This is a genomic window from Chryseobacterium sp. ISL-6 (assembly GCF_018613715.1).
GTDB lineage: Bacteria > Bacteroidota > Bacteroidia > Flavobacteriales > Weeksellaceae > Chryseobacterium > Chryseobacterium paludis.
The window spans coordinates 21,848-47,637 of record NZ_JAGGPT010000014.1; the positions used below are offsets into that span (position 1 = coordinate 21,848).

A 25,790-nucleotide genomic window follows, 5' to 3' on the forward strand; every position below is an offset into this window, starting at 1 on the left:
AGTTGATCGTTTGGGATAGGTCGTCAGAACTTTTAATAGATATACTATGCACTACACCAACTATCAGCGGTATCGCAATCGAGCTCTAAGAGCATCATCTTTAAGATCATTGGTAATATTTTTAAAATTTGTGAAACGATTATCTGAATCAGAAGGAAGGATAATCTCAGGAAATTGTGTGTTTTGAAATTGAATTTGTAGATACTCCCTGGTTTTACGATCGTGTAGATTGTAATTTAATGGAGTATTGTTGTTTTGCGCTGCAGAGATAACAGATAGAGCCAGCATTAATAGCAACAGATCTTTTTTCATTTCTGTAAAAGTAGAATGTCTATATTATTCTAATGTCAATAAATGATTAACCTTCTGTTACATATTTTTGAAAAGAGAATCTATTTCGCTTAGTAAATCGTTTTATTTAGAAATAAAAAAGACCCGGGAAGGCTCCCAGGTCTAAAAGAATATTAAAATAATGAGTTGTGACAGATTTAAATGGGAAGGCTCAAATCATTTTGCCTTCAGGAGAATACTTAGCTGAATTTTTTAATGGCTTCCGGTGTTACTGGAGTGAAAAAGTTGATTAAATTTCCATCAGGATCACAGAATAGGAGCGACCGGTTACCCCAGGGCATGGTAGTCGGAGTCTGAATAATGTTATCTGTCATATTTTTAATCCTTTCATATTCGTCATCAACATTGGCAACAAGAAATTCTATAATGCTGCTTTTACTACCAGTTGATTCTGTCATATTTTCACTAAACATCTTCATAGTGCGGGTGCTTCCGATAGCCAGAGTAATTGAATCTGTTGAGAGTTCAGCAAAATCTTCTGTAAACCATTGAGCCGTTAATCCGATTGCCATTTCATAAAATTGAACAGATTGTTTGATGTCTTTTGTAATAATTCTTAATGAGGTTAACTTCATAATGTTTTAAATATTTAAACAAAAGTAAGGCAGGGTTATGACACCAGCGTGTCAGGAGGTTTGGACTTTTTTATAAAAGCTTTTATCTAAATAAAATGTTTAAAGACAAGTTTCTTAATAAAGTATTGGATTTAGAGAATTCTTCAACTTTTTAGAAAGGCTGATTCTCAGGTAGATGATATTTTGTACATTGTCAATTAATTAAACATGAGTAAAATACATAGCTTATGAAGACAAAATATATCTTCTGTAGTTTCATCCTTTTACTGTTACTGAGTTGTGGCAAAAAGGAAACGATATATAAGGGACAATATCAAAATCAGCCGGTTACAGTGAATATGAAGTCAACCCCAAACTTCAGCTCAAATACAGTTGATTATTATGTTCAACTTGGTGACTTAGAGCCGGTAACTATTAATGCCCATACAATAGATCTTTATGGCAGGCCTTACAGCTATTCTATTTTTAAGGATATTCCTTATTTTATGATTGAACCAGATACCATTACCTACAAAAACAGAACCGGAAATAATGACATAAAAACAACCATGCTCTATATAGATCCCAAAGAGCATGACGTGAAAAGCTTTACTGCCTATGCCGGTTTTTTTTCTAAAGAATGGCCTCAGATACAAGAAAAATTACGTAAACTTCCCAATATTTACTTTGATATAAATCTTATAGGCGTTGCATATACCCAAAATAAAGACCTTATACAGTATTTTGAAGGAGAGAAAAATGGTAAACCTTATTTCTTTGATATCACTCCGGATGGTGTTATCTCATTTCATGAAGGAACGCCTGAGAAAAATGACTTCAATCTCCAAGGAAGTGGTTTGGCAGAAAAAGTAGAAATGCCAGGCAATGTGATCAATATGATTGATACTACCTTTTATAATCGATCCACATTACGACAGTTTAAAGACAGCTATGGTAAGAACATGGAAGATTATTTTACAATCAAAACAAAGCAATAGTCTTTCCTTTTCTTACTAAAGATTAAATAGAAATATTTCGATATTCATTCGCTGAATTTTCAATCTTAAAATTAGATGTATTTTTATACATTCGCAATCTAATGGTACTGCCTGGGTAAAAGGTTTCATTAGTAAAACCATGAAATACAGATATAATGATCAGTACAAAACTTTTTCAGTATGATAATTTCCCCAATATCAATGGGGATAGAATATCACTAAGACAGATTTTAGACAAAGATATTCCTGAGCTTGTTGAAATATCTTTCTATGATGCTATTCAGGCAGAGACTGTTGAGCAAGCAGCAGAAATGCAGTCTAAAATTAACACAGATTATATCAATGGAAACTCAATTCATTGGGCTATCGTAGATCATGCGACCGATAAGATTGTTGGAACCTGCGGCTATTACAGGGGTTTTAATAAAGGAGAAGGAGAATTAGGCTGTGTTTTATTACCCCAATATAAAGGGAAAGGGTATATGACGGATGCCATGTTATTGGCCATTGATTTTGGTCTTCATCAGATCGGGCTCAAACGTATCTGGGCTGCCACAAGTCAACAAAACACAAAAGCAATACAGCTTCTGGAAAGACTGGGATTTAAGAAAATTGCGGATCTGGATGATAATGAAATCGAATTTGAGTTAAGTCAAAAGAGTTGATAATAAACTAATTATTAAGTGACCATGTTATGAAAGAGGATGCTTTAATAAAAAATATTTCCAAATATGTAACCCTGACACCGGAAGAGATTTTAATTTTTAAAAGTTTCTGGACTGAAAAGACTTTGGAAAAAGGAGACTATCTTTTGAGAAACGGAGATGTTTGCCGATATGATAATTACGTGGTTTCAGGATTATTAAAAGCATTTTATATCAATTCTGAAAACGGGAACGAGGAAATTCTCTATTTCTCAATCGATGACTGGTGGGCTACCGATCTGGACAGTTTTTCCAGACAAAAGGCTTCTATTTACAATATACAGGCACTTGAGAAAACCATTCTTTTACAGATCAATCATCACTCTTTTCAAAAGCTTTTAGTAAAAATACCACAGTTGGAGCGGTATTTTCGGCTTATATTGGAAGGATATCTTGTGGCATTGCAAAAAAGAATTATTTACAATAATATATATGATGCCGAACACAGGTATTTTGATTTTCTAGAAACCTATCCGAATATCGCTTCAAAAGTACCTCAATATTTAATTGCTTCCTATTTAGGGATCTCTGCAGAATTTATCAGCAGACTGCGAAAAAAAAATAAATCATCTTGAACTAGATCAATTTTTCTACATTTTATAATTGGGAATTTTGCTTCATAATAATTACGAAGCAATGAAAAAAGTATTGATCATTAACGCAAGCGTTAGAAATGAAAGGTCCTACAGCCGAAAACTTTCACAACTTTTTGTTGATAACTGGAAATCGAAATATCCACTGGATATATTTAGTTACCGGGAAGTGGGAACTGATATAATTCCGGGGATTGATGAGTCCTGGATTGCGGGAGCATTTATAAAGCCCGCAGATAGAAGTGAAGCCAGTGAAAGAGCATTAAGTCTAAGTAATGAGCTGGTGAATGAATTGAAAGAACATGATATCTATGTTATTGCTACACCCATGTATAATTGGTCGATACCAAGTGGGTTGAAGGCATATATAGATCAGATTATGAGATTCAATAAAACCTGGAAATTCAGATCCGGAGTTCCTGATGGTGATTATGTAGGTCTACTTGAAAACAAAAAGATGTTTATATTGTCAAGCAGAGGCGATACCGGTTATTGCGAAAATGAGAAAAATGGGCACATGAATTTTCAGACTACCTATTTGAAATTTATTTTCGGTATTATGGGAATAGAAGATATGACCATCTTTTCGTTGGATAACGAAGAATTTGGTGGTGAGATATTTGAAAAATCTAAAAATGAAATCTTTGAAACGATAAGTTCAATAGAATAAAATCAGGCTTAATACATCACCCTAAAAACCACAGTTCAAAGCTGCTTCCTTCCTCCAGTGCCTGATAATTGAGGTATCCGCCATGCGCTTCCATAATACTTTTAGTAAGGGTAAGCCCAATTCCTGAACCGTTATCTCTTGTAGTGAAGAATGGAAGGAAGATCTTGTCTTTGATCTCGGTCGTAACCCCTAAACCATTGTCGGTTACACTCACTATAATACGATTGTTATGAGATCGAACGGTTGTTTTGATTATTTTATGTTCTTTGTCAGAAACAGCAAAAATAGCGTTAAGGTAAAGGTTAATAAGACTTCGTTCTATCATTTTCTCATCTGCTGAAACGATAAAATCTTCTATTTCCAAAACAGGCAGAATATGTTGTTTTTCAAATTCACGTTTCAGAAAACTAACGGCAGACTCAATCACTTTTTTCAAAGAAACACGGGCCAGGACAGGTTTAGGTAATTCTGCAACCTGTCGGTAATTATCTACAAAGCTTAAAAGTTGTCTTGATTTAGAATTAATGATCATCAGGCTTTCTCTCATTTCCTGCTGATCTTCTTGATCTACAGTCTCCTGATTGCTGATATATTCCAGATTCTGGATCAGGCTGTTAACAGGAGTCAGGGTATTCAGAAGTTCATGAGAAATAACCTTCATCAGATTATTCCAGGCCATCTTTTCTTTTTGTTCAATGATTTTTTGAACAGATTCCAGAGTAATAACATAAAATCGATGTTGCGTATTTCTTACCTGTTTGGTTCTGAGAGAAAAGGACTGTTTCGAATTTCCCCGAATAGAAATATCAAAAAATTCCTGAGAACTGTTATATCCGGTATCTTCAATAATTTTATAGAACTCCGGAACTTTTGAGGCATAGAAATTCCAGCTGTTATATTTAGGGATTTGTAGAATATCAAGAAAAGCGTCATTTACATAAAAGACATCCCAATCTTTACTATTTTCTGAAAGGATCATAAGACCCGTTTCCATCTGATCCAGAATACTTTCATAGAGGAGTTTGTAGGAGGATAAAGAAAATTGCTCCTCTTTGCTTTGGTAATATAATCGTATGCTGCTGTCCAGAAGTTCTGTTCCGTCTTCTTTGGGAAATAGTGAAAAATCTTTTCTTCTGATCGATGAGATGATTTTTTCGGTTTTTGAAATCTGTGTTGTTAATGAGGAATTAATTAAAACTACGAAAACGATCATTATGCCACCAAAAAAAATAGCGCTAAACCATTTCTCTTCCAAAAAGAAATGATAACATACGATTCCACTTAGTATAGCAAGGAAGTTATAAATTAACCATAGGTAATTGTATTTACTCATAATTTACCAATATTTTAATAATAAAAAATAACAATTTTGTACTTGCCTTTTTTTATTTCACGATTAAGGCCCGACATCTGATATCTGGTATCCGCTTCTATCATATTCCAAATTTCTCCATTCTCCTGTAAAGAGCAGCCCGGGAGAGTCCCAGATCTTCTGCGGCTAAAGAAATATTTCCGGTATGCTTTTTTAAAGCTTTTTTAATCAGGATCTCTTCCATTTCTTCAATATTGAGATTGGTGATTGTATTTTCATTTTCTTCGGGCTGAGGCATTAATAGCTGAAGATTGATATCTGTTGAAAGAATAACACTTCTCTCAATGGAATGATCCAATTCCCGGATATTTCCCGGCCATGGATAATTTTTTAGGATAAGCAGTAAATCATCATTAAGTTCCAGATTAGGTTTATGATATTTCTGCTTATAACGATCCAGAAAATACTCTGCCAAAAGGGCAATATCTTCCTGTCTTTCCCTTAAAGCCGGAATCTGAATTTCTACCGTATTGATTCTATAATACAGATCCTGACGAAAACGGTTTTCAGCAACTGCTTTTTTCAAATTTTCATTGGTTGCAAAAATAAAACGCACATCCAACAAACGTTCTTTAGATTCTCCTAATCTCGATAATTTTCTATTCTGTATCAGACTTAGTAGCTTCGTTTGAAGTTGGAGGGGAAGATTTCCAATCTCATCAAGAAAAACGGTTCCATTTTGAGCATTCTCGATTTTTCCCGCGTAATCCTGATAGGCATCTGTAAATGCACCTTTTTTATAACCAAATAATTCTGATTCAAAAAGACTTTCCGAAATACTCCCTAAATCAATATGAACAAATGGTTGATTTTTTCTATCAGACTGCTCATGTATGGATTCTGCCAGTACATATTTTCCGGTTCCGTTTTCTCCCAAAAGAAGGATGTTAGCATCTGTAGGAGCTACTTTTCTGATCTGCTCAAGAACTTCCTGCATTTTCAGGGAATGACTTTCCAGTTGATACTGGTTGTTTTTTTGACTCACATTTTCCCATTGGCTAAGCTTTTTATTTTTTCTGGAAATATCTACAGCAAGATTAACAGAAGCGTATAACTTCTCATTATTCCAGGGTTTTAGAATGAAATCCGAAGCTCCATTTTTTAAAGCTTCTACAGCCAGTTCTACTTCGCCATATGCAGTCATCAAAATAATAGGAAGATGAGGTTCAAGTGTTTTGATTTCGTTCATCCAATATAGGCCATCTTGTCCATTCTCAAAACCTTTTCTGAAGTTCATATCCAATACAACAGCATCGATCTGATTTTCGATAATGAATTTCATGATCTGAGCAGGCTTACTGAGACAGCTTACTTCTGAAAAAAACTTTTTAAGCCAGACCCTTGCAGAGAACAGAATATCTTCATCATCATCTACAATTAAAATATGAGCTTCTTTTTTACGCATGTTATTTTTTATTGAATGTATTAAAGCTAGTTCTTTATTATTAAAAATCTTCGGTTAAGTGTTCATTTTCGCACAAGAAGTGTCCGATAATGAACAGTTAATGCCCTGTTATCAAAAGTATTATTTCAGATTTTCAGGGACTTATAGGTTTATATTTTTCTGGCACTTCTGTTGTGTAATCTATTGTAATAAAAAGAGTTATCTTTATTATGGATACGAAAATAGTAAAAAAGAAATCGAAATTAAAATTTGTTTTAGGTGGATTGGGAGCAGTAGTTATATTATCGTTGTCGGGAATGTATTTTAACCAACAGAAAAAAACCTATAATGTGGCTTCAGAAGATATTCAGACGGATAAGGTTACCCAGGGTAAGTTTGAAGATATGCTGATGGTTACCGCACAGACACAGTCTCTTAATTCCTCTCTGGTAAATGTTCTGGAAGGAGGTGCTGTTAAAGAAATTTTTGCTGAAGATGGGCAGATGCTTACGAAAGGGCAGCCTATTGCAAGGGTGTATAATCCCAATACGGAATTCAACTATATGAATCAGGAAACTGGGGTTATGCAGCAGATCAGTCAGATGAGGACAACGCTCCTGGAACTGAAAAATCAGGAACTGGCTCAGGATAAAGAAGTACTGCAGGCACAGAATGACTACAATACGGCACTTCAAAATTTTAATCTTCAGAAGCGTCTTTATGATGCTGAGATTGGAAAAAAAACAGATTATGACATCAGTATGCAGAATCTTAATTACCAGAAACAACGAAAATCAATTGTAGAAAACGGATCTTCCAGTGAGAAAAAGTCCCGAAGCTCTCAGATGTCAGCGATTAACACTTCGATCGGGCAAATGGATAAAAGTCTCCAGATCTTGCGCTCTAACAAGAATAATTTCCTGATTATGGCTCCAGCTTCCGGAAGGCTCTCGTCCTTTACGATTACAGAGGGAGAGAACCTGACCAGCGGTCAGAGTATCGGAAAGATTGACCAGATGGACGGTTATAAGCTGGTCGCGAAGGTAGATGAGTATTACATCAATAAACTCCAGAATGGGATCAAAGGAATCCTTGATAATGACAGCCAGCCTTATGAAGTAGTGATCACAAAAATTCTTCCAGAAGTAAAAGACGGACAATTTTCTGCTGAGCTTAATTTTACCAATAAGAAGCCTGCAAATCTGAAAATAGGGATGACTTTTGGAGTAAAACTAAAACTTTCGGCAGATACGCAAAGTACCATGATTCCTAAGGGAAATTTTTCCAAAGACACGAACGGAAAATGGGTATTTGTTGTAAAAGGAAATAAAGCTGAAAAAAGAAATATCAGTCTGGGAAGAGAGAATCCATTATATTATGAGGTGAAATCGGGACTGAAGGCTGGGGAAACAGTTATTGTATCCGATTATTCTGATCTTAAAAAATATGAGATCCTCAACATTAAAAATTAAAAATATGAATACTTTTAATTTCATAGAAGTGTATGATTAATAAAAGTATTCCTTTAACATAATAAAATTTCACTGATGAGCCTTAAACAGCGCGTAGTCAGTATCATAAATACTAAAATTAAAAAAATAATTAAAATGATCAATATTCATAATCTTTCAAAAATTTATCAATCAGAAGATGTACAAACTCATGCATTAAATAAAGTGAGTCTTAGCATTAAGGAAGGAGAATTTTTAGCTATAATGGGACCTTCAGGTTGTGGTAAATCAACATTTCTAAATATCCTTGGGCTTTTGGATTCTGCTTCAGCAGGTTCTTACCAATTTTCAGAAGTGGAAATGGTAGGACTTAATGAAAAAAGAAAATCAGATGTTCGTAAAAGAAATATAGGTTTTATTTTCCAGAATTTTAATCTGATAGATGAATTAACGGTCTATGAAAATATCGAACTTCCTTTGATCTATAACGGAATTTCACCTTCAGAAAGAAAGAGGAGGGTAGAAGAAATTATGGAGAAAATTAACATCAGCCACCGTGCAAAACATTATCCACAGCAGCTTTCGGGAGGTCAGCAGCAAAGAGCAGCTGTAGCAAGAGCTTTGGTAACAAAACCTAAACTGATCCTTGCTGATGAGCCAACAGGAAACCTGGATAGTTCAAATGGAAATGAAGTGATGAACCTTCTGGCAGAACTTCACAGAGAAGGTTCTACAATTGTGATGGTAACGCACTCTTCATATGACGCGGGGTATGCTTCCAGAATTATCAATATGAAAGACGGAGAAATTTTTAATGAGGAACATGCTTCCCAGAGAAAAGATGTATTTGCAAAAGCAGATGCTGCAGAATTTGAATAAATCAGGAGATTTTCCGGCTTGTATTACTCAGATCATACCAAAATGATCAATAACATTCATTATTAATAACATACAATTATGCTTAAGAACTGGCTCAAAATTGCTTTGGTCAATTATAAAAAAAACGCATTATCCACGATCATCAATATATTTGGACTCACCGTAGGTCTTACAGGATTTATGATGATCCTGATGCATTGGAATGATGAGGAATCTTATGAAAAATGGAATCCTAAAAAAGATCAGGTTTATGCTTTTCAGCTTTATACCAAAAAAGATAATGCTTATGGAAGTACTATATCTTATCCAATGGCATTTAGTGCTTCAAAAAAAATCCCAGAAGTTCAGGATTATTTGCTTTTCAGCAGCCCAACAGGCTATAAGATGAAGACAAAATACCGGACAGCTTATCAGCAAGACGGACTTTTATCATCAGAAAGCTTCTTTAATTTCTTCCCGTTTAAAATAATTTCAGGAGAACCTAAAGATGCTTTAAAAACAGAAACATCTATTGCTATTTCTAAGCAAACGGCAATAAAATTATTTGGAAGGACCAATGTTACCGGAGAATCAATAAAAATTGAAAATAAGGAGTACATCGTTACGGCGGTTTATGAAATTCCAGAAGGAAACAGCCAGGTAAAACCGGAATTTATTATCAATCCCGTAGAGCAGTTGAGAAATGACAGGGAGCATTGGAGTGACTTCAAGTACGGATCTTTCTTTATGCTAAAAAAAGGAACAGATCCTGCTGTTTTTGAGCAGAAATTCAATAGAGATATTATTGAAATGAGGGCGGCTATTGAAGCTAAGGCTTCTGGTATAAGTGTACAGGAGTTTTTGGAGAAGTATGGCCCAAACAATGGTTTTCTGACTCCTTTAGATGAAATTAGACTCCATGCAAAAGCATCATGGTTTGGAGTTGGAGATTTCAAAACGATACTCATTCTATTTTTCCTATCAGTGATGATCGTGGTTTTATCTGCCATCAATTTTATTAATTTAAAAACGGCAGAAGCTTCACAGAGAGGAAAAGAAGTAGGCGTAAGAAAGGCGATCGGAGGGACAAGGTTTTCTCTGATGATGCAGTTCCTTTTAGAGACCTTTATGATATGTATACTGTCGTATTTTCTTTCGTTGGCACTAACGGAACTTTTACTTCCCAATTTCAATAAGTTCTTTGATAAAGAAGTAAAACTGAATGATTGGCATATCTTCATCTATTCATTGGGAATGGTACTTGTAGTCACTTTAATATCCGGACTCATTCCTGCCTTCTATCTTTCAAGCTTCAAAGCCATTGAAACCCTTAAAGGAAACTTTTCACGAAGCAAACATGGGATCTGGTTGAGAAATGGAATTCTTACCCTCCAATTAATGATTTCTTCATTTTTTATTATCGGTGGCCTGATTGTAAACAGCCAGGTAAAACATATGATGAATAAAGATTTAGGTTTTAATGGAAAACAGATCATGCTCATTACCTTCAACGAAAATAATCCTAAACCATGGTTAAAATATGAACGTCTTAAAACTCAACTTTCAAAGATAAATGGAGTAGAAGCAGTTTCTTATGGTGAAGCTGTTGCAGGAAGCAATCGGAGAAGCAGTTCAAATATGGATTGTATGAACCAGACGATTAATTCAGATTACAGTTCAATGGATTATAATTATCTCGAATTTATGGGTATAAAACTATTGAAGGGACGGTGGCTGAATCCTGAACTTGCCTCCGATACGATCAACAATATGATTGTAAATGAAGCGTTCGTAAGAAAATTTGGCTGGAAGGACGATCAGATACTTCAGGGTAGCTTCACTCCGGGATTTGATGACAGTAAAAAATACAGAGTTGTAGGAATTGTCAAAGATTTTAATTTCAGAAATCTAAAACTTAAAGTAGAGCCGATCGCGTTTTTCCATTATAAAGAAACCGATCGCAAAAGATTTGATGTGTATAATATTCAGGTGAAAATTAAACCTGATGATATCGAAGGGACAGTTAATGGGATTAAAAAATACTGGGAAAATTCTGTAGAGCCGGGGTATCCTTTTGAGTATTATTTTGTCAGCCAGCGTTTTGCCAGAACTTTTGTGCAATACGAGAAACAGAAAACCACATTTTCTATTCTTAATGCGATGGTATTGATGGTTGCTTTATTAGGACTTTTCGCACTTTCTTCCTTAATGATTGAGCAAAAACTGAAAGAAGTAGCGATCAGAAAAACATTGGGAGCATCAGACCGTATTTTGGTTTTTGGATTAACGAAACAATTCCTTTGGATCGCAGTCATAGCGGTATTTATGAGTATTCCGATCTGCTATTACCTGATGAATGAATGGTTGAAAGATTTTGCTTACAGGATTGATATGCCGGTCTGGCCATTTATTGTGAGTTTCTGTGTCCTGTTGGCATTAACGTTTGCTGTTGTAAGTATCAAAGCTTATAAAGCAACAAAAGTGAATTTAGTGAAATATCTGAAATATGAATAATTAAGTTCCTCATTAAAAATTGCTTTTAAAATATATTTAAATCAGAACGTACTCATGAAAAATTTCATTTTCATATTTTTTATCAGTCTTTATCCCGGACAGCAGTCCTGGAATCTGCAACAATGCCTGGACTATGCCTCTGCAAATCATCCATTGATCAAGCAGGCGACTGTTGCGGTTAAGAAAAACGAAAGACTGATCAGCGCATCACAAGGGATGTTGCTTCCTTCTATAGGAGCAGGCGTTAATCATACATACAGCTTTGGTTCTTCAATTAACCAATCGAGCAATCAAAGAGGAAAGCTAAATACTCAATATGATGAGTTTAATGTAAAAGCGGATTGGGAACTTTTTAATTGGAAAAATTTTCTTACTATTTCTCTGTCCAGGCTTAATAAAGAAACCAGTAACTACAAGCTTAAACAAGCTCAGAACGACGTAAAGCTTAATGTTATTCAGATGTTTTTTGCTTATCAGAACAGCAGAAGCTGGCTTGAAGTTTTGGAAACTCAGATCTCAGGAATTGAAGATCAGATCAAGCGTACTGAAAAGGAAGTAGAGATAGGGAACAGGCCTAAAAGTGATGTATATGACATCAAAGCCAATTTAGGAACTCTTCAAGAACAATGGGTGTCTGCAAAAAACCAACGTGATCTGTCCAAAATTAATCTTCTCAATGCGATGGCTGTTACTAAGGATTCAATCGATTTTGTGATGAATGATGATGGGGTCTTTTCTGAAGCCGAATTTCAGGATCCGGATTTTACAAAAAAGTTATTGGAGAAAAATCCTGCCTATCAATCGGTAATGGCAGAGATCGATGCTCAGAAAAAGAGAGCAGACGTTGCAAGAGCAGATTATTTACCTACGATCAATGGCAGATACAGCTGGTCCAGCTTTTATAATAAAGTTTTAGGAAAAGATGATGCTTCTGCAATAGGATTCTCAGATCAGTTTGCACAAAACAAAAATCAGTCTTTATCTTTTGGACTCAATATCCCGATTTTCAATAAATTACAGGTGAAGAACAATGTGGAAATAGCCAAACTGAATGTGATCAATTCCAATTACGACAAGGAATTGGTTGTCAATAATCTTACACAGAGTATTAACTCTATTAAGGCTCAGTTTCTGAATGCCCAGGAGAAATATCATCTTCTGGATCTAAATTTTGAAAATCAAAAACTGTCTTTCCAGAAGTCTGAAGAAAAATATAAGGAAGGATTAATGGATGCCTATACCTTTTTCGTGGTGCGGAATGGATGGCTTCAGGCCAATTATAATCTGATAAGCAGCAAGAATGATGTTATCCAACAAACTGAGCTGTTAAAAGTATTGGAATCCGGTTTATAGATTTGAAAAACGAATTTCAGTATTAAAAAAAATAACCCTATTTAACATTCATTATATTGAAGAGGCTATTTCGGAATTTCCGAAATAGCCTTTTTTATCTGATATTATTAATTGGGTTGCTGGATAACAAAATCTCTTTTGCTAAGCGTATGCGCTGAAAAATATCCTAAAGCACCATTATTAATATTGCTTGGTGGATTGGCAGGGGTAACACCAGCACCACCGTCATCCATAATTTGAAGCAAAGCACTATAATAAGTAAATACATTATTGTCTATGGATTGCATTTCAACATGAATGGTATCTCCAACTACTACGAGAACATCATCAGGATCATCGCCGTCATCATTAGGCAGGAATAATGGCCTTTGGTTGGGTAATCCGTTATTTACATTATCTGAAAATACATTAAAGGTCTTCTTTGGTTTGTTGTTGACCGTAAAAGTAAAAAGATAGCGGTTTCCTAACGCTATAGGATCCGTAAAAATAGGTAAAAGGGTAAAAGTCGTTGTACCTCCGAAAACAAAAGAATCTTGTTTCAGACCTTCAAAATCTACGGCTGCAGGCATGGTACTCTGAGCAGTATATTGTTTTCCTTCGGCCTGTATTTTCAGACTATAGGTTCTACCGCTTACCCCGGTAAAAGCGTTCGTCTGGTATTTTCCGTCACCTATATACTGTAAGGTTTCTGTTTGGCCTGTATTATCACTTACAATAACCTCAGCATTGGTCACTGCGGGATATTGATTATTTTGTGTGAAACTAACGGATTTTGTTATTCTCACAATATAAGGTCCAGGTTGATCAGTAATATTTCCTTCAATGACAATGTTTCCACTTTTGTCAGCAAGATCAAGGTCGATCTCTTTTTCACAAGAGTTTAGTAAAAACAGGGATAATATGATAAAAAATGTATTCTTCATGATTTAAAATTTGAAATTATAAGTGATGTTTGGTACCCAACGGAATAATGAGGTCTGCATGGCACGGGTTGTTCCCGGATTATTTGGATTATCTTCAAAAGTAATGGTGTAAGCATTCTCACGACCATAAATATTATAAATACCAAAGGACCATGAACCACGGAAACGTTTGTTAGAGTTAGAACTTGGCTCATATGTAGCACTTAAATCCATTCTGTGATAAGCCGGCATTCTATCCGCATTTCTACTGCTGTATTGAAAAACAGTTTCTCCGTTCAGCTCATATTTTCCTGTAGGGAAAGTAACAGCATTTCCTGTACTATAAACAAATAATCCTGAGAAAGACCATTTTGGATTCAGTTGATAGGTGGCAACGATAGATAAATCATGGGTTTTATCCATTCTCGCATTATACCACTCATTATCATTGATTCCATTTATTTTTCTTTCAGTTTTAGATAAAGTATAGGAGATCCAACCTGTTAGTTTTCCGCTTTTCTTTTTTGCGATCAATTCTAAACCATAAGCTCTTCCTTTTCCAAACAGTAATTCACTTTCTACATCAGCTGCAGTATCAAAGGTGATTTGTGCACCATTTTTAAAGTCGATCTGATTTTGCATTGATTTGTAATAGATCTCAGCATTCAATTCGTAATTGTTATTATTGAAATTTCTGCTGTATCCTACGCTCACCTGATCTGCAATTTCAGGTTTTACTGTATAGCTGCTTCCAATCCACTGATCAGTAGGGTTTCCACTGCTGCTGTTGCTTAAAAGGTGCAGGTTTTGGGTATTGCGGGAATATCCTCCCTTTACACTACTGACTTCATTGATACGGTAATTGGCAGTAATACGTGGTTCAAGGTTGACATAGGTCTTTCCAAATTTCCCTTTTTCCAGAAATCGACTGTCTGTAAGAACTCCATTTTCGTATGAATTAAAAGTATCACCTCCTAAAACACTGAATCCGGAAAGTCTCAAACCATAATTAACGGTTAGTTTTTCTGTTGCTTTAAAATCATCATTGATATATACCGCATTTTCCCATGAGTATCTTGGATTTCTTGGAAAACTGCTTACACTGGTACCTGAAGCGCTGCTCGGGGTAAGCGTATGATAAATCGATTGGAGACCAAAACGAACAGAATGTTTATTTCCTGCAAACCACGTAAAATCCTGTTTAAGATTCCAGTCCTGGATCTCAGAATTTAAACCAAATTTATTATCATTACTTTCCAGACTGATTTTATAGTTATAATCGCTGTAAATAAAGGATGTGTTGGAGAATAACTTACTGCTGATAATGCTATTCCAACGCAATGTCGCTGTTGTATTTCCCCAGTCTGTTGCGAAGGTTTTACCTACTCCCAGTACATCTCTTCCAAAATATCCGGATAGATAAAGACGGTTACTTTCGTTGATCTGATAATTCGCTTTTAAATTAAGATCATAGAAATACAATTTACTGTCTTTATAATCATCACTTCCCTTAAGAAATAAGTCAGCATAGGTTCTTCTTCCTGAAACAATAAATGAAGATTTTTCTTTTTGAATAGGTCCTTCTACACTCAGCCTGCTGCTGATTAATCCTATTCCGCCGTTGACATTATAATCCTTATTATTCCCATCCTTCATCTTCACATCCATTACTGAAGAAAGACGGCCACCATATTGCGCCGGACTGTTTCCCTTAATAATACTTGCATCTTTTAAAGCATCACTATTGAATGTACTAAAAAAACCAAGTAAGTGTGAGGCATTATAAACCGGTGCCTCATCCAATAAGATCAGATTCTGATCGGTTGCTCCACCTCTTACACTGAATCCACTGCTTCCTTCACCATTGCTTTTAATACCCGGCAATAACTGAATGGTCTTCATTACATCTTTTTCTCCAAATAAAACCGGCAGTTTTTCGATATTTTTAATACTTAATGTTTCAGTACCCATCTGGGCAGTTGAAAGATTCTTATCTTTTTTTACACCTGTAATAATAACTTCATCAATCTTTGCTGTTCTTTCTACCTCTTCCTCCTGACTGAGAGGGAGGTCCAGCTTGATATTCTGATCAACTTTTATAGTTTGTTCAAAATCTTTGTAGCCGGGATAAGAAATAATCATGGTATAATTTCCTTCTGGCAGGGATAAAGAATAGAAGCCATATTCATTGGCTACAACATTAATCGAAGGGTCTTCAGCTACTTTTACAGCAACTCCGATCATGAGTTCCCCGTTTTTCTGGTCTTTTATAGTCCCACTAACGGAAAATTTTTGTTGCGCTATAGCCACAGTGCTGAAACAGAGCGCAGCAGAGGCAGCAGCAATTTTAAAAAAAGATGTTTGCATTCAGTTTATTTTTTAAAGTAGTAGAGTTTTTTAAATAGTAGTAGGATTTATTTGGTGTTTGTTACATGGGGAAAGAAGAGAAGTTCAATTTTACCGAGAAACCAGTATGAAGATCTACTGAGAAACCAGTATAAAGAAAAAATTGATTACAATTTTACAGGTTTTAGTGAATGGTTTTTAGGTTAAAATAGTTTCTTTGAAAATCTGCAATGCGAAAATAGATATTTTAGTTTTTAAAATGCACTCAGGTATATTATTTTTCAAACAAATGTGATTTTTCCCCTTTGGCTGTAGCCTAATGAGAGGTCATTTACGAAATTCGCTTCATCTTGTTGCAGAGATTTAATAGTTGGTTATCAAGGTCTATAACTGAGAAATCATAAAAATATTTGATCAATGATCAAAAAAAATAATAATTTTAACACCTGTGCTAATTTTTAAACACTAAAACAATAAACATGAAAAAAGTAACAGGTATTGGTGGCATATTTTTCAAATGCAAAGATCCTAAACAAATGCAAGAGTGGTATAAAACCCATCTTGGCTTAGACACAAATGACTATGGTGCGACTTTTGAATGGCGAGAGGCTGAGGATCCTAGCAAAGAAGGAGCTACACAATGGAGTCCTTTTGCTGAGAATACAAAATATTTTGAACCCTCCACAAAAGAATTTATGATCAATTACAGAGTGGCAGATCTTGAAGCTCTCGTTGAAGAGCTTAAGAAAGAAGGAGTAACGATTGTAGATGAAGTAGCAACCTATGACTATGGAAAATTTGTTCACATTATCGATGTGGAAGGAAATAAGATTGAGTTGTGGGAGCCAAAATAAGTTGAGTTCGAAATATAACAGGAAATCAACAAAATTTCAAACCCATTATTGAAGATTAAAGTATCCCTTACTGGATTAGTAGGGGATATTTTTATAAAAATACGTTTGATGATTTCAGTGAAACTTTAGTGTGTTACTCTTATTTAGAGTCTTTTAGCAGCAGAATACCCCAGAAAAAATGATCTGGTGGCAATGAATCCCAATAATTGTAGGCGTGTCCGGAATCTGATTTGTAATGAAGCGTATATTGTCCACGGGGTAAAATAATTTCCTCGCAGACCTTTTGATTTTTAAATGCACCGCCTGCTGATGTGGAAGGTTTTCCCTGCATGCGCCAGACAGTTTGACCGGCATTGTTATCTATCCATCCATAATCGCACCAGGAACTGCCGTCTCCTGAACAATTTTCACCTACAGCGTACACTTTTATAGAAGTAGCATGTAAGAGTTTGAAAGTGCGGTTTATATCCTTATTAATTCCAACATTTCTAATATCGGCGATAATCTTACCATTGGGGATATGATTTTCCTTGGCATCATATTTTTTTTGATAAACATTATAAAGTTGTTGTGCTTTTAAAGTATCTCCTTTTTTCAATGCCATTGTAGCATTAGTAATTAATTCTTTGTTTTCCAGATCATTTTCCGCCTTTTCATTGTTATTAATAAAACAGAGATAAAGCAACTGACCTACAGGAGACATTAGCAGATCACCGTCGCCCAGTGGAAAAGGCTGACTAAGCTGATCCATATTACACATAACGATTAAGGTCAGATGTATTGAAGGTATCTTTACAAAAAGTGCAGATTCTCCTGTTGATTGTCCGTAATGCCAGTAATAGTCTACGCCTTTATAGGATTGTACAAACCATCCCAGTCCATAAGGAGTAGCAATTCCGTTATTGGTTTTATGGGCTGTATAAACTTCCTTTTGTGAAGCAGCTGAGATAAATTGGTTGTGATCAATCGCATCTGAATACTTTAAAATATCACTTACACTGGTAGCTAAACCACCAAAGGCACCGAATTCATTTAGATATTCACTGTGGATAGCATGGCCCGAATTATCCACTTCGTAAGGCTTAGCCAGGCGGTTGAATGTTGTGTCAAAGAAAGGCAATACACTGGGATTTAGTTTGCTGTAGTCATAAAATTGATCTAAGGCTATTGCAGGAGCTGAAGATGTCATTTTTAAAGGGATGATGATCCTTTCCATGAGCAGACTGTAAAATGGTTTACCAGATGCTTTTTCAATGACCTTTCCCAAAAGTCCGTAGCGATAGCCGTTATATTGAAAATAGGTTCCCGGAATACCCTCGGAAGTATGTGTTAATAGATGTCTTACAGTAATTTTGGAATTACCTAAATCGATACCATATTGAGTGACAGGATCGTCAAGGTTTAGTTTATGCTGTTCCACTAATTCCATAAGTAATGTAGAAGTGAACGTTTTGGTAACTGATGCTACACGGAAAGAAGTTTGAGGAGTAGCAGGAATATTTCGTTCAATATCTGCATATCCATAACCTCGTTCCAGTAGAATGGCATTTCCCTGTTGTACTGCTGCAGCCATTCCTGGGATCTTTAACTGTATACGAATAGAATCTAGCTTAGCACTGAATAGCTCAGCACTTGTTTGTTTTTGTGCGCAGATAGTTTTAACAGCAGCGATCGATAATAAAAAGACTGCATATTTTATAAACTTGTTATTAAAGTATTGATAATGGATTGATTGGGTCACTTTTTCCATTTTTTCCAGAATAAAACTAATCAGATTCTTTTGGTCGTGCAAGTGTAAATTTCATTTTGTTGACTGATACGGGTGAGATTCTTTTCCAACCGTTCTTTGCGTGAAATAAAATTAATTTATCAAGTATGAAAAAATGCAGATAAAGCAGAAAAGAATCTAAAAATTAGATTCTTTTCTTATGCTTTAACTTAAAGTCATTTCATTTGTCATGTATGCAGAAATCTCTGCCTATTAAGTAATACTTCCTCCGTTTCCCGATGATCGGGATCATCTACACAACAGTCTACAGGACATACCGCCTTACATTGTGGCTCATCGTGAAACCCTTTGCATTCTGTACATTTTCCGGCAACGATGTAATAAACGTCGTCAGAAACAGCTTCATTAAAGGCACTGGCATCTACTTCTGTACCATCAGGAAAAACGGTTTTTCCGGAAAGTTTTGTTTTATCCTGCCATCGCCAGTCAATGGCACCCTCATAAATAGCGGAATTAGGACATTCAGGTTCGCAAGCTCCGCAGTTAATGCATGCGTCTGTTATTGTTATTGCCATTTCATCAATACTTTAGATTCTATGATCAGTAAATAATCTAGCATGATTCGTGCCGATGATTAATTTTATCCGTCTTAATCTGCATTATTATATATTATCTTTTCTATCCTGTTGGTGGTAGCGATATGAATCAGCCTATCGAGCTTATCTGCATACATGGAAGAAATTTTATTGTCCTGATCAAATAAAGAGGTTCTGATCATTGGAACACTAAAAGGTAATGGCCACGCCCGTAATGATTTTGCAATAGCATCCATTGTATTGATCCCCTGCATAGCCTGTAGCCCATCGGCCCAACAAACTAAACCAACCGTTTTATCTGTAAGGTATGGCTGATCCCTGTCAGCAGTTACTTCAAGCCAGTCCAGACAGTTTTTCATAACTCCCGGAATACTTCCGTGATAAAGAGGTGCCAACCAGAAATGGATATCAGCATCAAGAAATAATTGAGTCATGCGTTCTACTGCTAACGGTGTTTTGGTAAGTGTGATATCATAAAGAGGAATACCAGAATCTGCAAGAGCAAAAGTTTCATGGGTAACACCCAGTAGATCAAGTTTCTCAGTAAAGTATTTTGAAATGAGCCCGGAAGTTGATTTTGGCCTTCTTTCCAGGGCACCGTTAAATATAATTGCTTTCATTTTGTTTTAATTTTTAAATATAACTTTTGGCAGGCCTATTTCACCATACATGAGGCTTTTAACAAAAGGTTTCAGTAGTCGGGTTGCTAATAAATAAAGTGCGGGATCGGTATCTGATCTTGCCTTAATAACTACTTTTTGATCCTTATATTGTCTGAGATCAGCATTGATAAGTTTATCTTTCCAAAGATCTAAAAGAACTTTTTCCACGCTATTTAGATCAGTATAAATAGTATTGGGATATAGTTTATCCATTATTAACATAAAAGCCCATGGTGGAATGATAGCCTCCGTAGAACAGATTAAAGCTACGGCTTTTCCGGCATATACAGAGTAATCTATTGCGGATATTGATTCTTTAAATTCTTTCTCTTTGACAATCATTCCCATGAAAAGATGTTCTTTGAGATCGAGTTCAGCAATATCTACTGAAGGTTTGTAATCCCAAAGGTCAAATGATATAATTCCTGAGGTTTCTGCCTTATTGATTAAAATTTTCTGATCCATAATTAAATGTCAAAACTTTTTAATAGCTATTTGATTTTTGAAAGAGCTTCTTCATATTTTTTTTCTACCGATGACCAGTCCAGAACTGACCAGAAAGAATCCAGATAGTCTGCTCTTTTGTTTTGATAAGCCAAATAGTATGCATGTTCCCAGACATCTATTCCAAGAATAGGGAAGCCTCTGTTCGCCGATTGAAGATCCATCATAGGGTTATCCTGATTAGGAGTTGAACTAATAGCAAGTGAGCCACTGAATTTAACATACATCCAAACCCATCCGGATCCAAACTGACCAAGCCCGGATTTTTTCATTTCTGCTTTAAGATTTTCCAGATTGCCAAAAGCCGTGGTAATAGCTTCACCTAATTTTCCTTCTGGATTTAATTTCGGTTGTGGGGATAAGGTTTCCCAAAATAAAGAGTGATTGTAATGTCCACCACCATTATTTCTGATGGCAGGGCTGTATTCACTTATTCTTTGTAATAGAGAATCCAAATCAGAATCTGTTTCCCCAGCCTGTTCAAGGGCAGCATTAAGATTATCAACATATGCTTTATGATGCTTCTGATGATGAATGGTCATCGTTTCTTTATCTATAAATGGTTCCAATGCATCGTAAGCATAAGAAAGCTCTGGTAATGTAAATGAGTTCATTATTTTGATTTTTTGATTAACGTGTTTCAAAGGTAATAATATATTTTAATTAAACAACCAAAAAGTTGGTTAATTGCTTAAATGAAATAACTCTCAATACACTGATAATTATAATATTAAGTGATATTATAGTTAATTATAGAAAATGACTATATTTGTTGTAGGAAATAAAACAACTTATATATTGTCAAATGAATAAGCCAGCAACAGATCGTATCCTGATGTTTTTAAAGATGAGAGGCGAAGCAACTTCACTTCTTATCTCTAAAGAATTGTCTATAACAAAGGAAGGAGCGAGAAAGCATTTATTAAACCTTGCCCAGGAAGGATTGATTAAATCCGTTGCCAAAAGCGAAGGGGTAGGTCGTCCTTCTACATATTATGTGCTTACTGAAAAAGGATTAGCACAATTTCCTGATACACACGCAGATGTTACGGTACAGCTTCTTCGATCTGTAAAAAATCTTTTGGGTGAGAATGCTTTGGATTTGTTGATCAATGATCGGGAAAAGAATACATATCAGCGTTATGAAAAAGCATTGATTAAAGCTTCATCACTAGAACAACGTCTGGATATTCTGGCAAAGATCCGTAATGATGAAGGATATATGGCTGAGTGGAAAAAGGAAGGGCATGACTATTTTTTGATTGAAAATCATTGTCCTATCTGTGCTGCTGCTAGCGAGTGCCAGGGATTCTGTCGTGCAGAATTGTCTAATTTCCAGAATTTAATAGGTTCCCAATATAAAGTAGAACGGATAAAACATATTCTTTCAGGTGCGCAGCGTTGTGTATATAAGATCAGTGGATAATATATACTTTTAATCTCTTTCCGGAATTTGAAATAGGAATTGTATAAGTGAAACTTTCTAAATATGTAAATTGCATCAACCATACTCATGTAAAATTCATATGAATAAAAATATTTTAAGCCTTCCGTACTTTAAATGGGTTTTTATCATTTCGCTTATTGTAAATTATGGGTGCTCTAAAACGCCTAAAAAGCAAACTTTAAATGAAAGTAAAAGAAATTTAAATCCTACTTTAAAGCCTCAAAAAGAGAATCCCATAATTGATATTAAAAAAGAACCTGCTGATTTTTTACCAAATGGGTACGTGATCTTTGAAAAATCCTATGGTGATTTAAATAAAGACGGAGTAGATGATTGTATTCTCATCATCAAAAAGACGGATCAAAGTAAAATTATTACAGATGAATACCGCGGAAAACTGGATCGCAACCGTAGGGGTATTATTATTCTCTTTAAGAAAAATGAAGGCTATGAATTGGCTTCAAAAAATTATGATTGTTTTTCATCGGAAAATGAAGATGGCGGAGTGTATTATGCTCCTGAACTATCTGTCTCTGCTGAAAAAGGAAATCTATATATTCATTATGCCCATGGACGATACGGATATTGGAGCTATACATTCAGATATAAAAATCCAGATTTTGAATTAATAGGCTACGATGAAAGCTCAAATACAGGTCCTGTGATTAACAGTGAAACCAGTATTAATTTTTTAACGGGAAAAAAACTTATTAAGGTCAATGTAAATGAAGGCGCTGAAAGTGGTGAAGAAAAATTTGAAAATACCTGGTCAAAACTTCAGTCATTAAAGAATTTTAATCTTTCAGAAATTAAAGATTTTGATGAGCTTGATTTCTCGGAATATTAGCAGATATTTATTTATTGTCAGATTTTACTACTCATTTCCTGAACTTCTTCTGCAGAAAAGCCATAGATCTGAGGTGTTTTTACATCAAGTAAATTAAGATAAATATAAAGTTCTCCTCTATGATGGATCTCATGTTCTATCATGGCACGAAGCCATTTCCATATGGTGATCTCATTATTTGCCGGAGTTAAACATTTTCGGTTGAGATCCTCATCAGAAAGGCTGCTAATAATTTCGATGGTTTGTCTGTGCATTTCATTAAAGTAGCTGATAATATTGTCATAGCCATCTGCCAATTCTTTTCCGCAACCCTGATAAGCACTTTTTCTTCCCAAAATAGTTTCCCCATACATAGACCTTTCAATAGCCGCAATATGCCTGATCTGATCACCGACGGTAAACTTTCCGGGTTTATATGAGAAATCCAGATGTTCAGGTCTGATAACCTCAATTAATCGATTGGTTCTTGCCCTAACTTTTTCATAATAATCAATAAATGATTGTGCGGATCTTATTTCCATTGTATTAATTTTTGTTTTATAGCACACGAAAAGAAATTATAATTGAGCCGAAAACTTTTTGTGAATATAAGAAAATATACTTTCTGTTAAGGCTAACAACTCTTGTAAGCGATCTGGAATATATTAAAATGATCATTTAACTAATTTTTTTTGCGCAGCTGGCGGTTGCACTATTTAATTATAAATAATTTTTTTTAAAATTTTAATTGCAACATTGTTGCGGTTTGTGTTTTTTTTATTATTATTGCAATTGAATTGCATTAATTTAAATTGATCTTACTGAAATGAAGAAATAAATCATTGATTAGTAAGAAATGCAGAATACTAAACAAATAAAGTTGTAGGATTGTGTTTGTATTTTCAGATAGCCTTTAATTTAAAAAACATACTTAACATTTTATCAATTATGAAAAAACAATTACTAGTAATTGGCGTTCTGTTCGCTGTTTTGGTCAGTGCCCAAGCCAATGATGATCTAAAAAGAGCATTTGAAAAACAAAACATACAGAACAACGAGAAGTTTGATTCTTATGCTGCAAAACACTACGGCTCGGCTAAGGCACCTGAGGTTCAAAAAGAAATTGAAGAGCAAAGAAGCAACTTAGCGGGTTTCCTACCGAATGGTAAGCCTTATTTCTATAAGAATCAGGATATAAGACAAGTACAGAATTCCAATGCTGATGCTTTAAATACGGTGGGCGGCGTAACTGGATTGACCAATGCTTATAAAGGAGAAAATATTAAGTTCACTATTTTTGATGGCGGAAGAGTATATGCCGGACATCCTGCATTTGATAATGCAGTTGGCAGAATTTCCAATAAAGAAGCAGCGACTCAAATTTATAGTGAACACTCAACGGGAGTGGCAGGTTTTATAGGAAGTAGGGCATTAAACATTTCAGGAAATTTAAATGGCGTACCGGTTACAGGTAATATTCAGGGAGTTGCTGTGAATTCAACGATAGATTCTTATCGGTTTGCCCAAACGATCTTACCGGGAAATACCACAGCAAGTAATGTATTTCAGAAGATTTTATTAGCACAGCCAAAAATTTCTAATCATTCATATGGGATCAATGCAGGCTGGGATATAAAAACTGCAGATGACGGCAGTTATTTCTGGTTATGGAATGGTGCTTTTGACAGTCCGGGTACTTCTTATGATACACAGGGAACTTACTTATCAAATGATCAGAATTATGATCAGATTGTATATAATAATCCTTCCTACATTATTATAAAATCTGCAGGAAACTATTTCGGAGACGGTCCTGATCGCCCGGGAACAACTACGTTTCCCAGATATTATGAAGATAATAATGGAAATTTAGTTCAATTTGCTTCTACAGATACTCTGCCAGCAACAAATTGTGCTCAGGGTTTTGATTGTATAGGGCAGGGCTCATTAGCGAAAAATATAATTGTTGTGGGTGCCACAGATGTGATCTCAACTAATAATTTCAAATATTCAGCAGCAGCTGATGTTGTACATTCTGATTACAGCAGTGCCGGACCAAGGGATGATGGTGGGATAAAACCAGATATTGCAACTACCGGGACTAATGTGTTTTCCGCTTCTACTGCAGAGAATACAACAGGTAGTGTAAAGTATGATTATGGCAGTGGAACCTCATATTCAGCACCGGTTGTAACGGGAGTTATTGGTTTGTGGACACAGATTTATAAAGATCTTTTTTCTAATCAATTGTTAAATGCTGCCAGTGCCAAAACATTAATGGTTCATTCGGCTTCTGAAGCAGGAAACGTTGGCCCTGATCCATGGTTTGGATGGGGTTATATCAATGCCAGAAAAGGAGCTGAATTATTGGTCGGAAAAGCTAATAACACTGTTATTTTTAATAATGAAACATTAAATAATGGTGTTGCCAATACTAAAATTATTAAAGCATCAGGATCGGAACCTCTTAAAGTGACTATCTCATGGATCGATCCCGCATATAACGTTCCAGCTAACTTAACCTGGGGACAGGTCTACAATAATAGAAGCTCCAGATTGGTCAATGATCTGGATTTAAGAATTATAGATACCACTACCAATACGGTATACACTCCCTGGAAACTTAATGCAAACAGTCCAATGACTCCGGCTACTAAAGGAGATAATACAGTAGATAATGTAGAGCAAGTAGTGATTGATGCTCCGGTTGCAGGCAGAAATTACAGAGTGGAAATTACCAATAAAGGCAATTTAGTTAATAATGCCGGCGCTGGTGCTCCTCAGGATTATTCTATTATAGCCACCGGTTTTAGTCAGGAAGTTCTTGCAACCAGTGAGAAAGGAAAAGAGGAAAGCAATATTGTAATTGCACCTACGATTACCAAAGATATCGTTAAAGTATTGAAAGCCCCGAGAAATTCAATGTTCAATATTTATGATCTTTCCGGGAAGAAGATACAAAGTGGAATAATTAATAATGATGAAGTAAGTGTAGATCTGTCTTCAAGTGTAAAAGGTATTTATATCATTGAAGTAAAAACAAATAAAGAAACAATCTCTAAAAAGATTATTAAAGAATAAACCGTAATTCTCTATTCTACTATTTTTTATGTGTGCAAAGA

The 25,790-nt window shown here is 35.3% G+C and carries 24 protein-coding genes; 12 read left to right on the plus strand and 12 right to left on the minus strand.

All coding sequences use genetic code 11. The features are described 5' to 3' along the window. Positions 1-63 precede the first annotated feature (63 nt). Positions 64-312: a hypothetical protein gene (locus J7E44_RS22480; RefSeq protein ID WP_214834100.1), complete on the minus strand. Its 249-nt coding sequence runs from the start codon at positions 310-312 to the stop codon at positions 64-66. Between the two features lie 218 nt (positions 313-530). Further along, positions 531-926 carry a VOC family protein gene (locus J7E44_RS22485; RefSeq protein ID WP_214834103.1) on the minus strand — a complete coding sequence of 132 codons (396 nt, stop codon included), beginning with the start codon at positions 924-926 and terminating at the stop codon, positions 531-533. Positions 927-1,153: 227 nt separating this feature from the next. Here J7E44_RS22485 and J7E44_RS22490 point away from each other — a divergent pair, with 227 nt between their 5' ends. The 4 genes from J7E44_RS22490 (at position 1,154) to J7E44_RS22505 (ending at position 3,870) form a co-directional block, all read left to right on the plus strand. After that, the gene (locus tag J7E44_RS22490; protein ID WP_214834106.1) at positions 1,154-1,903 is read left to right on the plus strand and encodes a hypothetical protein; all 750 of its coding nucleotides are present in this window, start codon (positions 1,154-1,156) and stop codon (positions 1,901-1,903) included. 155 nt (positions 1,904-2,058) lie between these two features. Further along, positions 2,059-2,568: a GNAT family N-acetyltransferase gene (locus tag J7E44_RS22495; RefSeq protein WP_214834109.1), complete on the plus strand. Its 510-nt coding sequence runs from the start codon at positions 2,059-2,061 to the stop codon at positions 2,566-2,568. A 29-nt stretch (positions 2,569-2,597) separates the two neighbouring features. Further along, positions 2,598-3,182 carry a Crp/Fnr family transcriptional regulator gene (locus tag J7E44_RS22500; RefSeq protein WP_214834112.1) on the plus strand — a complete coding sequence of 195 codons (585 nt, stop codon included), beginning with the start codon at positions 2,598-2,600 and terminating at the stop codon, positions 3,180-3,182. Between the two features lie 61 nt (positions 3,183-3,243). Continuing rightward, on the plus strand, positions 3,244-3,870 hold the full coding sequence (locus J7E44_RS22505) for an FMN-dependent NADH-azoreductase (RefSeq protein WP_214834115.1): 627 nt from the start codon (positions 3,244-3,246) through the stop codon (positions 3,868-3,870). Positions 3,871-3,886: 16 nt separating this feature from the next. On the opposite strand, the gene J7E44_RS22510 is transcribed toward J7E44_RS22505, so the two are convergent. Together J7E44_RS22510 and J7E44_RS22515 are read right to left on the minus strand one after the other, a co-directional pair. Then, a complete protein-coding gene (locus J7E44_RS22510; RefSeq protein ID WP_214834118.1) occupies positions 3,887-5,203 on the minus strand; it encodes a sensor histidine kinase in 1,317 nt (438 codons plus the stop codon). A 100-nt stretch (positions 5,204-5,303) separates the two neighbouring features. Then, a complete protein-coding gene (locus tag J7E44_RS22515) occupies positions 5,304-6,647 on the minus strand; it encodes a sigma-54-dependent transcriptional regulator (RefSeq protein WP_214834122.1) in 1,344 nt (447 codons plus the stop codon). A 209-nt stretch (positions 6,648-6,856) separates the two neighbouring features. Here J7E44_RS22515 and J7E44_RS22520 point away from each other — a divergent pair, with 209 nt between their 5' ends. The 4 genes from J7E44_RS22520 to J7E44_RS22535 all read left to right on the plus strand — a co-directional run bounded on the left by J7E44_RS22520 (position 6,857) and on the right by J7E44_RS22535 (position 12,802). Then, a complete protein-coding gene (locus tag J7E44_RS22520) occupies positions 6,857-8,098 on the plus strand; it encodes an efflux RND transporter periplasmic adaptor subunit (RefSeq protein WP_214834125.1) in 1,242 nt (413 codons plus the stop codon). 135 nt (positions 8,099-8,233) lie between these two features. Then, positions 8,234-8,956, plus strand: coding sequence for an ABC transporter ATP-binding protein (locus J7E44_RS22525; protein WP_214834127.1), 723 nt, complete (start codon positions 8,234-8,236; stop codon positions 8,954-8,956). A gap of 78 nt (positions 8,957-9,034) precedes the next feature. After that, positions 9,035-11,449, plus strand: a complete 2,415-nt coding sequence (locus tag J7E44_RS22530) for an ABC transporter permease (RefSeq protein WP_214834129.1) — start codon at positions 9,035-9,037, stop codon at positions 11,447-11,449. A 54-nt stretch (positions 11,450-11,503) separates the two neighbouring features. Then, the gene (locus J7E44_RS22535) at positions 11,504-12,802 is read left to right on the plus strand and encodes a TolC family protein (RefSeq protein WP_214834132.1); all 1,299 of its coding nucleotides are present in this window, start codon (positions 11,504-11,506) and stop codon (positions 12,800-12,802) included. A 107-nt stretch (positions 12,803-12,909) separates the two neighbouring features. Here the strand turns inward: J7E44_RS22535 and J7E44_RS22540 are convergent, their stop codons facing one another. Together J7E44_RS22540 and J7E44_RS22545 are read right to left on the minus strand one after the other, a co-directional pair. Further along, on the minus strand, positions 12,910-13,725 hold the full coding sequence (locus J7E44_RS22540) for a DUF4249 domain-containing protein (protein ID WP_214834135.1): 816 nt from the start codon (positions 13,723-13,725) through the stop codon (positions 12,910-12,912). Positions 13,726-13,728: 3 nt separating this feature from the next. Further along, on the minus strand, positions 13,729-16,071 hold the full coding sequence (locus J7E44_RS22545; protein WP_214834138.1) for a TonB-dependent receptor: 2,343 nt from the start codon (positions 16,069-16,071) through the stop codon (positions 13,729-13,731). A gap of 458 nt (positions 16,072-16,529) precedes the next feature. Between J7E44_RS22545 and J7E44_RS22550 the strand changes: the two genes are divergently transcribed. Further along, positions 16,530-16,904, plus strand: a complete 375-nt coding sequence (locus J7E44_RS22550; RefSeq protein ID WP_214834140.1) for a VOC family protein — start codon at positions 16,530-16,532, stop codon at positions 16,902-16,904. 139 nt (positions 16,905-17,043) lie between these two features. Here J7E44_RS22550 and J7E44_RS22555 read toward each other — a convergent pair whose 3' ends face one another. From J7E44_RS22555 to J7E44_RS22575, 5 genes are all read right to left on the minus strand, one after another. Next, entirely contained in the window at positions 17,044-18,654 is a 1,611-nt protein-coding gene (locus tag J7E44_RS22555; protein ID WP_214834143.1) for a serine hydrolase domain-containing protein, read from the minus strand. A gap of 206 nt (positions 18,655-18,860) precedes the next feature. After that, positions 18,861-19,208: a 4Fe-4S dicluster domain-containing protein gene (locus tag J7E44_RS22560; protein WP_214834146.1), complete on the minus strand. Its 348-nt coding sequence runs from the start codon at positions 19,206-19,208 to the stop codon at positions 18,861-18,863. 74 nt (positions 19,209-19,282) lie between these two features. Continuing rightward, positions 19,283-19,849 (minus strand): NADPH-dependent FMN reductase, encoded by a 567-nt coding sequence (locus tag J7E44_RS22565; protein WP_214834149.1) that lies wholly within the window; start codon positions 19,847-19,849, stop codon positions 19,283-19,285. A 6-nt stretch (positions 19,850-19,855) separates the two neighbouring features. Further along, positions 19,856-20,356: a DUF2480 family protein gene (locus J7E44_RS22570; protein ID WP_214834151.1), complete on the minus strand. Its 501-nt coding sequence runs from the start codon at positions 20,354-20,356 to the stop codon at positions 19,856-19,858. Between the two features lie 26 nt (positions 20,357-20,382). Further along, a complete protein-coding gene (locus tag J7E44_RS22575; RefSeq protein ID WP_214834154.1) occupies positions 20,383-21,009 on the minus strand; it encodes a superoxide dismutase in 627 nt (208 codons plus the stop codon). A 191-nt stretch (positions 21,010-21,200) separates the two neighbouring features. Between J7E44_RS22575 and J7E44_RS22580 the strand changes: the two genes are divergently transcribed. Together J7E44_RS22580 and J7E44_RS22585 are read left to right on the plus strand one after the other, a co-directional pair. After that, positions 21,201-21,821, plus strand: coding sequence for a helix-turn-helix transcriptional regulator (locus tag J7E44_RS22580; RefSeq protein WP_214834157.1), 621 nt, complete (start codon positions 21,201-21,203; stop codon positions 21,819-21,821). A 100-nt stretch (positions 21,822-21,921) separates the two neighbouring features. Continuing rightward, complete coding sequence (locus J7E44_RS22585; protein WP_214834160.1) at positions 21,922-22,689, plus strand: hypothetical protein; 768 nt, start codon at positions 21,922-21,924, stop codon at positions 22,687-22,689. Between the two features lie 17 nt (positions 22,690-22,706). Here J7E44_RS22585 and J7E44_RS22590 read toward each other — a convergent pair whose 3' ends face one another. Next, positions 22,707-23,210, minus strand: coding sequence for a DinB family protein (locus J7E44_RS22590; protein WP_214834163.1), 504 nt, complete (start codon positions 23,208-23,210; stop codon positions 22,707-22,709). A 406-nt stretch (positions 23,211-23,616) separates the two neighbouring features. Here J7E44_RS22590 and J7E44_RS22595 point away from each other — a divergent pair, with 406 nt between their 5' ends. Next, the gene (locus J7E44_RS22595) at positions 23,617-25,749 is read left to right on the plus strand and encodes a S8 family peptidase (RefSeq protein WP_214834166.1); all 2,133 of its coding nucleotides are present in this window, start codon (positions 23,617-23,619) and stop codon (positions 25,747-25,749) included. Positions 25,750-25,790: the final 41 nt, after the last annotated feature.

Bases quoted from the DNA above. Each gene is read 5' to 3' on its own strand.
- J7E44_RS22570 (WP_214834151.1), bottom strand. From the start codon at position 20,356: ATGGATCAGAAAATTTTAATCAATAAGGCAGAAACCTCAGGAATTATA.
- J7E44_RS22550 (WP_214834140.1), top strand. From the start codon at position 16,530: ATGAAAAAAGTAACAGGTATTGGTGGCATATTTTTCAAATGCAAAGAT.
- J7E44_RS22575 (WP_214834154.1), bottom strand. From the start codon at position 21,009: ATGAACTCATTTACATTACCAGAGCTTTCTTATGCTTACGATGCATTG.
- J7E44_RS22555 (WP_214834143.1), bottom strand. From the start codon at position 18,654: ATGGAAAAAGTGACCCAATCAATCCATTATCAATACTTTAATAACAAG.
- J7E44_RS22535 (WP_214834132.1), top strand. From the start codon at position 11,504: ATGAAAAATTTCATTTTCATATTTTTTATCAGTCTTTATCCCGGACAG.
- J7E44_RS22510 (WP_214834118.1), bottom strand. From the start codon at position 5,203: ATGAGTAAATACAATTACCTATGGTTAATTTATAACTTCCTTGCTATA.
- J7E44_RS22590 (WP_214834163.1), bottom strand. From the start codon at position 23,210: ATGGAAATAAGATCCGCACAATCATTTATTGATTATTATGAAAAAGTT.
- J7E44_RS22480 (WP_214834100.1), bottom strand. From the start codon at position 312: ATGAAAAAAGATCTGTTGCTATTAATGCTGGCTCTATCTGTTATCTCT.
- J7E44_RS22505 (WP_214834115.1), top strand. From the start codon at position 3,244: ATGAAAAAAGTATTGATCATTAACGCAAGCGTTAGAAATGAAAGGTCC.
- J7E44_RS22495 (WP_214834109.1), top strand. From the start codon at position 2,059: ATGATCAGTACAAAACTTTTTCAGTATGATAATTTCCCCAATATCAAT.
- J7E44_RS22545 (WP_214834138.1), bottom strand. From the start codon at position 16,071: ATGCAAACATCTTTTTTTAAAATTGCTGCTGCCTCTGCTGCGCTCTGT.
- J7E44_RS22525 (WP_214834127.1), top strand. From the start codon at position 8,234: ATGATCAATATTCATAATCTTTCAAAAATTTATCAATCAGAAGATGTA.
- J7E44_RS22490 (WP_214834106.1), top strand. From the start codon at position 1,154: ATGAAGACAAAATATATCTTCTGTAGTTTCATCCTTTTACTGTTACTG.
- J7E44_RS22560 (WP_214834146.1), bottom strand. From the start codon at position 19,208: ATGGCAATAACAATAACAGACGCATGCATTAACTGCGGAGCTTGCGAA.
- J7E44_RS22580 (WP_214834157.1), top strand. From the start codon at position 21,201: ATGAATAAGCCAGCAACAGATCGTATCCTGATGTTTTTAAAGATGAGA.
- J7E44_RS22530 (WP_214834129.1), top strand. From the start codon at position 9,035: ATGCTTAAGAACTGGCTCAAAATTGCTTTGGTCAATTATAAAAAAAAC.
- J7E44_RS22585 (WP_214834160.1), top strand. From the start codon at position 21,922: ATGAATAAAAATATTTTAAGCCTTCCGTACTTTAAATGGGTTTTTATC.
- J7E44_RS22565 (WP_214834149.1), bottom strand. From the start codon at position 19,849: ATGAAAGCAATTATATTTAACGGTGCCCTGGAAAGAAGGCCAAAATCA.
- J7E44_RS22485 (WP_214834103.1), bottom strand. From the start codon at position 926: ATGAAGTTAACCTCATTAAGAATTATTACAAAAGACATCAAACAATCT.
- J7E44_RS22515 (WP_214834122.1), bottom strand. From the start codon at position 6,647: ATGCGTAAAAAAGAAGCTCATATTTTAATTGTAGATGATGATGAAGAT.
- J7E44_RS22500 (WP_214834112.1), top strand. From the start codon at position 2,598: ATGAAAGAGGATGCTTTAATAAAAAATATTTCCAAATATGTAACCCTG.
- J7E44_RS22595 (WP_214834166.1), top strand. From the start codon at position 23,617: ATGAAAAAACAATTACTAGTAATTGGCGTTCTGTTCGCTGTTTTGGTC.
- J7E44_RS22540 (WP_214834135.1), bottom strand. From the start codon at position 13,725: ATGAAGAATACATTTTTTATCATATTATCCCTGTTTTTACTAAACTCT.
- J7E44_RS22520 (WP_214834125.1), top strand. From the start codon at position 6,857: ATGGATACGAAAATAGTAAAAAAGAAATCGAAATTAAAATTTGTTTTA.